Source organism: uncultured Oscillibacter sp., assembly GCF_947654275.1.
Lineage (GTDB): Bacteria > Bacillota > Clostridia > Oscillospirales > Oscillospiraceae > Oscillibacter.
In genome coordinates, this window is the sequence record NZ_CANTJS010000006.1 from 64181 (window position 1) to 74911 (window position 10731).

Below are 10731 nucleotides of genomic sequence, written 5' to 3' on the forward strand. Positions count from 1 at the left end.
TAATAGAACTGCCTTCCATCTTTGCTCTCAACTCTGAATCTGAGGTGTTTTTATGAAACTGGTATCCTGGAACGTCAACGGCCTGCGGGCCTGCCTGAAAAAGGGCTTTCTGGACTTCTGCGCCTTTGCCGACGCCGACGTCATCTGCCTGCAGGAGACGAAAATGCGCCCGGAGCAGGCGGAATTTGACCTGCCCGGCTACGAGCGCTACTGGAACAGCGCCGACAAGGCCGGCTACTCCGGAACCGCCGTCTTTACCCGCCGCGCCCCCCTCTCCGTCACCTATGACTTTGGAATCGACGAGCACCGCCACGAGGGCCGGGTCATCACGGCGGAGTTTCCGGACTTTTACCTGGTCTGCTGCTACACCCCCAACTCCAAGGACCAGCTTCTGCGGCTGGATTACCGGATGGCCTGGGAGGACGACCTGCGGGAGTATCTCTGCGAGCTGGACGCCGTGAAGCCCGTGGTCTACTGCGGGGACCTGAACGTGGCCCATCAGGAAATCGACCTGAAAAACCCCGGCCCCAACCGCCGCAATCCCGGCTTCACCGACGAGGAGCGGGAAAAGATGACCCTGCTTCTGGATGCGGGCTTTGTGGACAGCTTCCGGGCCCTGTACCCGGACAAGACCGGGGCCTATTCCTGGTGGAGCTACCGGGGCCGGGCCCGGGAGAACAACACCGGGTGGAGAATCGACTATTTTATCGTCTCGGAGCGCCTCCGGAGCCGCATCCGGGGGGCGGACATCTGGAGCGAGATCCGCGGCAGCGACCACTGCCCCGTGGTGCTGGACCTGGCGGAGCCGGAAGGGATGCTGTGATGGCGGCGTATACCACGTTAGGCAGCTTGATTACCCCGGCAGAGACCGTCCGCTGCGGAAGCGGTAAATATCCTGTTTTGTCAATGACCATGTATGGCGGCATTGTATTGCAGCGCGAACGGTTCAAGAAGAGTCTTGCTTCCATCGACCAAAGCGATTACAAAGTGGTCAGGCGTGGTCAGCTGGTTGTGGGGTTCCCGATTGATGAGGGTGTCTTATATTTTCAAGAAGCGGCGGACGAGGGTATCATGAGTCCGGCTTATCAAGTATGGGATGTGAATACAGCCCAAATTTATCCGGATTATTTAGAACTGTGTTTACATAGTCCGCAGTCCATGCAGTATTATAAAGATAAGTTGCGCGGAACAACAGCACGCAGGCGCAGTATTCCGACGGCAGACCTTCTTGCGCTGCGGATTTGTATTCCCGACATGGAAACGCAGCGCAGAACCGTAACGGTATTGAATCAACTCGACCTCTTTATTGATAAGCGCCGACAACAGCTTGCTAAGCTGGATGAACTGGTGAAATCCCGGTTTATCGAACTGTTTGGCGTACCGGGCGCGAAGTCGGACCAATGGCCCCGGATGTCCCTTGGCGATTGCTGTATTCTGAATCCGAAAAAGAATCTGGACACCCGGTTGGTTCCGGAGCTGAACGTCTCTTTCGTTCCGATGTCCGCGGTTTCGGAAGATGGCGATATGGAAGTCTCGGAAACACGAAAATACGAGGATGTAAAAACAGGATTTACTTATTTTGCCGACAATGACATTCTATTTGCCAAAATCACGCCCTGCATGGAAAACGGGAAAGGCGCAATTGCTGGGAAACTAATAAACGGCATCGGATTTGGCTCGACAGAATTCCATGTTCTGCGGCCCATACAAAACAAATCAAATCCGTATTGGCTGTACGTAATGACAGCGTTGGAGTCCTTTCGGACCAGTGCAAAAGCAAATATGACCGGCAGCGCAGGACAGAAAAGGGTTCCAGCGTCATATTTGGAAGCCTATCAAGTATCCTTGCCGCCCATGGAATTGCAGGAGCAATTTGCCTCCTTCGTCAAACAGACCAACCTGTCAAAACCGGTCATCCGGCAAAGCCTGGACCAGCTGGAAACCCTCAAAAAATCCCTGATGCAGGCCTATTTCAGCTGAAACCCTTGTGTCCGACAGGTCTTCATGCTATACTTGCTTCACAGAACCGAGGTGATACAATGGAAAAGGGCAAAAAGGGCGTCAAAATCGCGGCCCAGAACCGCAAGGCCCATCACGACTACTACGTAGAGGACCGCTATGAGGCCGGCATCGAGCTGGCCGGCACCGAGGTGAAGTCCATCCGGGCCGGGACGCTGAATCTGAAGGATTCCTACTGCCTCGTGAAGGATGGGGAGCTGTTTATCCACGGAATGCACATCTCCCCCTATGAAAAAGGGAACATCTTCAACAAGGACCCGGTGCGGGTCCGCCGCCTGCTGATGCACAAGCGGGAGATTCGCAAGCTCCACGCCCTGGTCAAGCAGGACGGCTATACCCTGGTGCCCCTGTCCGTATACTTCAGGGACTCCCGTGTAAAGCTGGAAATCGGCCTCTGCCGGGGCAAGAAAAACTATGACAAGCGGGACGCCGCCGCCCAGCGGGACGCCCGGCGGGAGATGGACCGGGCCATGAAGAGCCGGTGAGGGGCCTGTATACCCCGCCGGGTCAGACGGTCCCCTACGCCTTTCAGGCCCAGGTGATGGAGGGTGTCCTCCATGTTCAGGGGGAGACCCTCCGGGTGGAGCCGTCTCTGCGCCGGGGCTGGACCTTTTCGGTGCAGGACGCGGCGGGACTCACCGCCCACCAGCGCAAGGGCCGGAGCTTTGAAAACGTCCTCTTTGACGCCCAGGGCAAACCCCTGTGCCGCTTCAGCATGACACAAGCCGGCGCGGAGGTTTTCGTCCAGTACCTGCGAAATCACGGCGTCCCCTTTTACAGCCCGGACGGCCGGCCGTTGGAGCCCGCCGCCTCCGAAGAAGACGGCGAGGACGGCGGCAAAAAGATCGGGGGCACGGACCTGGAAAAGGCATTTGGCCCCCGCTTCACCCTCCAGCTCCGGCGGACGGACCCCATCGGCGTCTGGATCGGATGCGGGATCGCGCTGGGGCTGCTGATGTTCTTCCCCGGCTTTCCTCTCGTGGCCTATTTCACCTACGGGAAGCCCTATGAGGACCTTGCGCTGAATCTCCTGATGGTTTTGACCGTCGTGTTTAACATAGCGCCCTGGGTGCTGGCGGCGGTCCGGGGCCAGCTGTTCCCCCAGCGTCTGAGCGTGGAGGGGGACCGCCTGTGGCTGAACGGCTGGAAGGAGCTCCGGCTGGAGGAGGTGGAGGGCCTCCGCTGGCACGCCGCCGACGAGTGCTATCTCCTGATGGGCAAAAACGGGAAAACCCTGGCGAAGTTCAGCACCCGGGACGCCTTCGGCCCTCAGTTCATGAATTTTTTGACGGACCACAATATCAGAATTTAGAACGAGGAACGTGCATAAATCAAACAAAGAGAGGAAAAACGGATATGTCTGAACAGACTGTGAAGAATCCCCTTGCCACCATCCTGATGGAGGACGGCAAAAAAATGACCGCCGAGCTCTTTCCCGGCAAGGCCCCCAACACCGTGAACAACTTCATCACCCTGGCCGGTCAGGGCTTTTACGACGGGCTGACCTTTCACAGGGTAATCCCCGGCTTCATGATTCAGGGGGGCTGCCCCCAGGGCACCGGCATGGGCGGACCCGGCTATGAAATCAAGGGCGAATTCCCCTCCAACGGCTTCCCTCAGAACGACCTGCGCCACACCGCCGGGGTGCTGTCCATGGCCCGGACCGGAGACCCGGATTCCGCCGGGAGCCAGTTCTTCATCACCGTGGCCCCGGCGGAGCACCTGGACGGGGACTATGCCGTATTCGGCCAGGTCATCGAGGGGATGGACGACGCAATCGCCATCTCCCGGGTGCCCCGGGGGATGATGAACGACCGGCCCAAAAAGCCTGTGGTGATTCAGTCCATCCGGGTGGATACCCGTGGTGTGGAGTATCCCGCGCCGGAGACCCGCTGACGGAGTCAGGAATTAGAGATTAGGAATTGGGAATGATTGAAATGCCGGAATCATTCCTAATTCCTCATTCCTGATTCGGAGAATTTCCTGAATGACAGGGAGGACCTTGCTATGAAAACTGCCATCATCACCGGCGCGTCCTCGGGCCTGGGCCGGGAGCTTGTCCGCCAGATTGAGGATGTATTTCCCGACATCGAGAGCTATTGGCTGATTGCCCGCCGGGCGGACCGGCTGGAGGACCTGGCCCGGAGCCTGACGGGCCGGACCGTGGCCTGCCTGGCTCTGGACCTCTGCGACCCCATGAGCTTCGTCACCCTGCGGGAGAAACTGTCGGCGGAACAGCCGGAGATTTCCCTGCTGGTGAACTGCGCCGGGTGCGGCGTCCTGGGCCGCCTGGGGGAGACGGACACCGCCGCCCAGACCCGCGTGGTAGACCTGAATATCCGGGCCCTCACCGCCGTCACCAACATGGCCCTGCCCTATATGGCGGAGGGGAGCCGCATCCTGAATGTGTCCTCCATTGCCTCCTTCTGCCCCAATCCCAGGATGACGGTTTACTCCGCGTCCAAGGCCTACGTCTCCGCCTTCACCATCGGCCTGGGGGAGGAGCTGCGCCGCCGGCGCATCACCGCCACCGCCGTGTGTCCCGGTCCCATGGATACGGAATTCCTGCCCCTGGCGGGCATCACGGGGCATTCCAGCACCTTTGAGTTCCTGCCCTACTGCGACCAGGTCAAGGTGGCGGGAGGCGCGCTCCGGGCGGCGAAGGCGGGCCGGACCGTCTACACGCCGAAGCTCTTTTACAAGTTTTACCGCCTTCTCGCCAAGGCGCTGCCCTCCACCCTGCTGGTGAGATTTGTGAAGACCTGAAGGCCACCCTCTGTCCGGCTTTCTTCCCCTGCCGGGGCGGCGGACGCGCCGGTCCATATGCTTCAAAGGGGCCCTGCCTGGAGAACCAGACAGGGCCCCTTGATTTGCTTAATTTGCTTAATTTGCTTGATCTGCCTGGCTGTGCCTGCCGGTTTTTTTGTTTCCTGCGGGACGGCGGCGCAGGGGACCTGCCGCCGCCGTTCGCCCCTGGCAGTCCTTACAGATAGTCCAGCAGGCCGTCCAGCCGGTCCAGCACCCCATCTGCGGCGCTCTGGTCCAGGACAAGCTCCGGACGGGGCCGCAGGGCAAGGACCCGGATGCCCGCCCGCCGGGCGGCGGTAATGCCGGTGGGGGAGTCCTCCACCGCCAGAGCGGTTTCCGGCGTCAGCCCCAGGGCCTCCATGGCCCGGAGGTAAATCTCCGGGTCCGGCTTGTGGGCGGCGCACTGCTCTCCGCTGATGCAGAAATCCACCAGGGCCTCCGCCCCGGCCAGGCGCACCACCTCCTTCACCGCCCCCAGGTAGGAGGAGGAAGCAATGCCGATTTTCAGCCCCCGTTCCCTCAGCGTCCGGAAGAGGCCGGGGACCAGGGGGTTCAGCAGCTCCCCATAGGGCACCGGATGCAGATGCCGGTAGGCCCGGTAGCCCATCAGCATTTCCTGCCGGAATTCCGGGTCCTCCGGCACCAGCGCCTCCCAGATGGCCCGCTCGTTGGAGCCCACGAAGCTGTTGGCGGGGCAGGGGAAGTCCATCCGCCGGAAAAATTCCTCCCGCCGCTTCTGGTAGTACCACTCGCTGTCAATCAGCACGCCGTCCATGTCGAAAATCACGCCTTTTACCATGACGATCGCCTCCTAAAAGCAAGGGGAGGACGGGCTGTCCGCCCGCCCTCCCGGCAAGTGTATTTTGTACTCCGAATCAATATTCGATCTTCCACATGTAGCGGCGCTTGCTCAGGGGATGTTGGCGGATGAAGCTCAGCTCCTCGGCGAAGACCCGGAACACGGCAGTGTGGAGCAGGGGGTTGAAGTAGGTCGCCACATCGCTGGAGGCGGCGGAGGCGAGGTTATAGTCCTTGGCATCCACCACGGTGGTCAGGGCGTCGAAGCGCTGGAGGAAGGTCAGGGCCCGGGCGTCCACGGGGCGGGTCTTGCCGTCGTTCATCAGCAGGATGAAGGGCACATCCTTGTCCACGATCTCGAAGGGGCCGTGGAAGAACTCGCCGGAGTGGAAGGAGCCGGAGTTGATCCACTGCATCTCCATCATCAGGCAGATGGAGGTGGAGTAGGCCACCTCGGCGGAAGCGCCGGAGGACATGACATACACCACCGGGGCGTCGGCGTACTTGGCGGCGAATTCCTTGGCGGCCTTGCGGGCGGACTGGGCGCTGTTCTCGGCCAGCTCGAAAATCTTGTCGAAGCCAGAGAGCATCTGCTCGTACTTGTCATAGCCCTCGGTCTGCTGGAGGAGCTCCAGGGCCAGGGCCATGACGTAGCCCATCTTCTCCAGCTTGGCGGCGTAGTTGGCCTCGAAGCCGTGGACGATGGAGAAGTCGGCCTCCTTGGTCAGGGGGGAGCCGGCGGCGTGGGTCACGGCGATGACGGCGGCTCCGGCGGCCTTGGCCACGGAGTTGGCCTGGACGGTCTCCGGGGTATTGCCGCCCAGGGAGGCGGTGATGACCACGGTGTTCTCCCCCAGCCAGTCGGGGGTGTCGTTGTTGAACTCGGCGGCGGTGTAGTGATAGGAACGGAGCTTTTTGGCGGCGCTGGTCAGGAAATACTTGCCGGGGTACAGCTCGCTCTTGGAAGCGCCGCAGCCCACGAAGGCCACGTTCTCAACGGTCCGGGAGGCGGTGATCTTGGAGACGATGTCTTTTACCAGCTTCATGTCGATGTTGTACATAATGATTTTCCTCCTGATATGTTTTAATATGGTTGGGTGGAAGGTGAATGTATGAGGGGGTCCGGTGTCAGACCAGTATGTGAAGGGCGTTGACGATGATGCCGCCCACGATGCAGATGCCCAGCAGCCAGCCGGTTTTAAAGCGCTTTTTAATCATGGTATACATCGCCATGACCACAGCCAGGTCAATGGCGCAGGGCAGAATCGAGTCGATGATGTCCTGCAGAACCAGACCGGCGCTCTCAAAGGTTATGGGCGTTGTGATGCCCACCATGCTGGCCACCATGGCCCCAATGACCATCAGGCCCACAATGCCGCAGACGTACATGAGCTGATCCATCATGCCGCCCTGGAGCCTGGTGAGGTACTTGCTGCCCATGGTGTAGCCCAGCTTTCCGGCGAACCAGGTCACCACGAAGGAGGGAACGAAGGAAATCAGCATGGCCAGAATGGGGCCGAGAATGCTGCCCTGCTGGGCCAGCTGAATGCCTAAGCCAAAGGCGATGATACGGACGGTGCCCTGGAAGAAGCTGTCGCCCACGCCGGAGAGGGGGCCCATGAGAGATGTCTTCACAGCGTTGATGGTGTCCGGGTTGAAATTCTCCCGGTCGGCGGCATACTGCTCTTCCATGGAGGCGGCCAGGCCCAGGGTGAAGGCGCTGGTCTGGGGGGTGCAGTTGTAGAAGGCCATGTGGCGCTGATAGGCCTCCTTCTTGTGGGCCAGCTGCCGGGGGTCCTTGTCGTCGGGATAAATACGGTCCAGAGTGGGGGCGATTCCGAAGAGGAAGCCCATATTCATCTGCCGTTCGTAGTTCCAGGAGTCCTGAATGGCCCAGGAACGCCAGAGGAACTGCCAGTATCTTCTGCGGTCGCTGATGTTCGCGCTGCTCATTGCTTCATCCTCCTTCACAGATCGTCGTCGTCTTCCAGCGGGTCGTATTCGTCGGCCATGGAAACGCCGCCTGCGGCGGCGGGAGACCCGCCCCGGAATTTCAGCCCCGTCAGCACCACGGCGATGATGCAGGCGAAGATGGCGATGGCCGTGATATTCAGGCCGATGTAGCCCACCAGGAAGAAGCCCAGAAGGAAGAAGACCACCAGACTCTTGTTCAGCATGCTGCTCATCAGCAGCGCGATGCCGTAGGCGGTGAGGAATTTACTGCCCAGATTCAGCCCGTCGGTGAGCCAGGCGGGAATGACCTCCACCAGCCTCTGCACGAAGTCGGTGCCCAGGTACACCGCCAGGAAAATGGGCACGAAGTACATCAGGGAATAGAGCACGGTGCCCCACACAATGTGCATACTGGTGGCCCGGCGGAAATTGCCCTGCTCAATGGCGCGGTCCGCCGCGTGGGTGAGGTTGGAGAGAATGGTCCGCATCAGCACGCCCAGCATCTGACCCAGGACGGCGATGGGAATCGCCAGGGCCAGGGCGGTTTCTGTGCTGGCGTCGGTGAGAATGGCGAAGGCGGAACAGATGATGGCGGCCATGTTCATGTCCGGCGGCGCGGCGGCGCCGATGACCACCAGACCCAGGCTCATCAGCTCAATGGACGCGCCTACGGCCAGGCCTGTGGGAAGGTCCCCCAGAATCAGACCCACAATGGTACAGGTAATCAGGGGACGCTCGAAGTTCAGGCGGCCCAGCAGGCGGGAATCCAGAATACAGAAGACGCCTACCAGCCCAAGAATCAGGGAAGTGACAAACATCGGGGATTTCCTCCTTATCGTTTTCTGTTTCTCTGCCGGGGATTACAGCTTCAGCGCCTCTTCCTTATGGCTGGGGGTCTGCTGCATGAAGATTTTAACGCCTGCGTCCAGTAGCTCCTTTGTCTGGGTAATCTCCTGGTCTGTCAGGAAAACGGACTGTCCATACTGCTTGGTGCCGGGCCGGTTGGCCGTGGCACCGTAGTTGATTTCCCCGATCCTTGGATAGCCCTTGCAGAAGGCCCGGAGGGTTGCCACGTTTCCGAAGATGAACATGATGTTCTCGTTCAGGGTCTCCACCTTGGGCATCTTGGCCAGGGCCTTTTCCAGAGGGAAGATGTTCAGCTTCACCCCGGTGGGCTTGCTGAGGGTCAGGGCGGATTTCTTCAGCTCGTCGCCCGCCGCCTCGTCGTCCACCACAATGATACGCTGGGCGCTGACGTGGCCGGTCCAGGCAAAAACCACCTGTCCGTGGAGCAGCCGGTAATCCAGCCGTACCAGTTTAATCATAAATCGTCCTCCTCATTTGCCGCCGCTTCCCGCAGCAGTTTGTTGCAGTTGACAATCTGGCTCCGGGCATCCTCCAGAAGCTCCTCCAGCTCGCCGTCGCTGAGAGGGTCCTCCGCTGAGGCCAGACTCAGGGCGAGACACGCGTTGGTTCCGCAGAGGATCACCGCCCCGGGAAACTCCGCCAGCAGCGTGAGCATGTCGTTGTTGACGCTGCCTCCCATGACATCCGTGAGGATATAAACCGTGTCCGCCGGGTCGAAGCTCCCCAGAAGCCGCCGGGCCCGGACGGCGATGGGCTCCGTCTCGTCCCGGGTGGTGGAGAGGACATGGACGTTGGGGACCTCCCCCACAATCAGCTCCACCGTGTCGCGCATTCCGGCGGCCAGCCCGCCGTGAGACGCCAGAATCACTTGATTCACTCGTTTCACCCTTCCTTTCCTGTTTGCCCTACGTCGTATCGTTATAAACGTTACATACGTTTCTTGTGAGGTCATAATAATACGCCAAGGGTCCAGTTGTCAAGAGTGTTTTCGCAAATTTCTGCGTTTTGTAGGGTTGAATAATTCGTACCATACGTATTTGTGAAAAACAGAAAGAGACGCCCCCTTTCGGGGACGTCTCAGGAATCCAGTCGTTTGATTTCTTCCGAACGGAAAGGCCGGAAGGAATCTGTGCTATGTTTCGCGGCCGCCGCTGTTGACGGCGGCGGGCAAAACGGCTCAAATCATATTCAGATTTCAAGCATGTACCGGCCGCCGATGTAGTATTGCCGCCCGATACACAGGGGGCGGTTTTCGGCGTCTACAAAATAGCAGTTCAGGTGAAGCAGGGCTTCCCCCACCGGGACGCTCAGCAGGGAGGACTGTTCCGCCGTGGCCCGGACGGCCTCGATGGTCCGGCGGGAGGTGGTGACCACCCGGTAACCGCTGGCGGAGGCAATCAGGTCGAAGGCGGACTGATTTTCCCAATCGGCCTGCATAAGGGACTTGAACTCATCGTAGATCATGAACAAGTTCTCGAGAAATACCGGCTGACCATCGGCAGTTCGAACCCGCTGGATGTACAGCAGCAGGGTGTCGTCCCCGCAGCTCCAGAAGGCCTTTTCATCCTCCCGGACGGGAACAATCTTCCGCTCCAGCACCCGGGCCCCGGCGGTCATACCGTATTCCCGGCAGGTCCTGGTGAAGCTCACAGCCTGGTTGCTGACGGAGAATTTCCGGTGAATCCGGGGGGTGCTGACGAAGGTGCCCCGGCCCTGCTGCTTGACCAGATAGCCCTCGCTGCAAAGCTCCTCCACCGCCCGGCGGACGGTGACCCGGCTGACGGAGTACTCCGCGCTGAGCTCCGGTTCCGTGGGAATCTGCTCCTTGGGCTTGTATGTGCCCCGCTCGATGGCGGATTTGATATCGTCTTTGATCTGCTGATATAAAGGGACGAATGTGTTCTCTGCCATGATGAACGCCTCTTTCAGAAAGGGATTGACTCCGAAATGTCGTTATAGACATTATAGGGTTTTATGATGTTTTAATCATACTCAATTTTATACGGCAGGTCAAGCCCTAACCGGAGGTTTTATAAAATCAATTTACTAGAGGCGCCTTTTTGAATCTGGCCTCGGGTCATGCTTCCGGCTCCGTCCTAGCCCCATCCGGCCAGGAAAAAGGCCGCCCGGCTCTCCGGCGGGGGCGGCGCCCAGGTTCTCGGCGGTGGAGCCGATGCCCGCCAGCTCCTTGAACCACATTTTGGCGTGCTCTTTTTCGTTGTCGGCGGTTTTCAGGAACAGGGCGGCAATCTGCTCGAAGCCCTCTTTCTTGGCCTTGGACGCAAA

General features: G+C 59.7%; 13 protein-coding genes and 1 pseudogene. 6 read left to right on the plus strand and 8 right to left on the minus strand.

All coding sequences use genetic code 11. From position 1 onward, the window contains the following. The first annotated feature begins 52 nt into the window (after positions 1 to 52). The 6 genes from Q0063_RS02915 (at position 53) to Q0063_RS02940 (ending at position 4785) form a co-directional block, all read left to right on the plus strand. Positions 53 to 823, plus strand: coding sequence for an exodeoxyribonuclease III (locus tag Q0063_RS02915; protein ID WP_297870479.1), 771 nt, complete (start codon positions 53 to 55; stop codon positions 821 to 823). Continuing rightward, positions 823 to 1980 carry a restriction endonuclease subunit S gene (locus tag Q0063_RS02920; protein ID WP_297870480.1) on the plus strand — a complete coding sequence of 386 codons (1158 nt, stop codon included), beginning with the start codon at positions 823 to 825 and terminating at the stop codon, positions 1978 to 1980. Before Q0063_RS02915 ends, Q0063_RS02920 begins: the two co-directional genes overlap by 1 nt. A 59-nt stretch (positions 1981 to 2039) precedes the next feature. Further along, entirely contained in the window at positions 2040 to 2504 is a 465-nt protein-coding gene (gene smpB, locus Q0063_RS02925; protein ID WP_297870481.1) for an SsrA-binding protein SmpB, read from the plus strand. Continuing rightward, positions 2501 to 3331: a hypothetical protein gene (locus Q0063_RS02930; RefSeq protein WP_297870482.1), complete on the plus strand. Its 831-nt coding sequence runs from the start codon at positions 2501 to 2503 to the stop codon at positions 3329 to 3331. The genes smpB and Q0063_RS02930 overlap by 4 nt, the downstream gene beginning before the upstream one ends. 44 nt (positions 3332 to 3375) lie before the next feature. Further along, positions 3376 to 3915, plus strand: a complete 540-nt coding sequence (locus tag Q0063_RS02935; protein WP_297870483.1) for a peptidylprolyl isomerase — start codon at positions 3376 to 3378, stop codon at positions 3913 to 3915. Between the two features lie 111 nt (positions 3916 to 4026). After that, positions 4027 to 4785 carry an SDR family oxidoreductase gene (locus Q0063_RS02940; protein WP_297870484.1) on the plus strand — a complete coding sequence of 253 codons (759 nt, stop codon included), beginning with the start codon at positions 4027 to 4029 and terminating at the stop codon, positions 4783 to 4785. Positions 4786 to 5002: 217 nt separating this feature from the next. On the opposite strand, the gene Q0063_RS02945 is transcribed toward Q0063_RS02940, so the two are convergent. The 8 genes and pseudogenes from Q0063_RS02945 to Q0063_RS02980 form a co-directional block, all read right to left on the minus strand. Beyond that, positions 5003 to 5626, minus strand: a complete 624-nt coding sequence (locus Q0063_RS02945) for an HAD family phosphatase (protein WP_297870485.1) — start codon at positions 5624 to 5626, stop codon at positions 5003 to 5005. A 76-nt stretch (positions 5627 to 5702) separates the two neighbouring features. Further along, the gene (locus Q0063_RS02950) at positions 5703 to 6686 is read right to left on the minus strand and encodes an SIS domain-containing protein (protein ID WP_297870486.1); all 984 of its coding nucleotides are present in this window, start codon (positions 6684 to 6686) and stop codon (positions 5703 to 5705) included. Between the two features lie 67 nt (positions 6687 to 6753). Continuing rightward, a complete protein-coding gene (locus Q0063_RS02955) occupies positions 6754 to 7578 on the minus strand; it encodes a PTS system mannose/fructose/sorbose family transporter subunit IID (RefSeq protein ID WP_297870487.1) in 825 nt (274 codons plus the stop codon). 14 nt (positions 7579 to 7592) lie between these two features. Then, the gene (locus Q0063_RS02960) at positions 7593 to 8396 is read right to left on the minus strand and encodes a PTS sugar transporter subunit IIC (protein WP_297870488.1); all 804 of its coding nucleotides are present in this window, start codon (positions 8394 to 8396) and stop codon (positions 7593 to 7595) included. 42 nt (positions 8397 to 8438) lie between these two features. Continuing rightward, positions 8439 to 8903, minus strand: a complete 465-nt coding sequence (locus Q0063_RS02965) for a PTS sugar transporter subunit IIB (RefSeq protein ID WP_297870489.1) — start codon at positions 8901 to 8903, stop codon at positions 8439 to 8441. Next, on the minus strand, positions 8900 to 9322 hold the full coding sequence (locus tag Q0063_RS02970) for a PTS sugar transporter subunit IIA (protein ID WP_297870490.1): 423 nt from the start codon (positions 9320 to 9322) through the stop codon (positions 8900 to 8902). The genes Q0063_RS02965 and Q0063_RS02970 overlap by 4 nt, the downstream gene beginning before the upstream one ends. A gap of 311 nt (positions 9323 to 9633) precedes the next feature. Next, the gene (locus tag Q0063_RS02975; protein WP_297870491.1) at positions 9634 to 10356 is read right to left on the minus strand and encodes a GntR family transcriptional regulator; all 723 of its coding nucleotides are present in this window, start codon (positions 10354 to 10356) and stop codon (positions 9634 to 9636) included. Between the two features lie 219 nt (positions 10357 to 10575). Next, positions 10576 to 10731, minus strand: a pseudogene (locus Q0063_RS02980) (ferritin family protein); the annotation flags it as partial.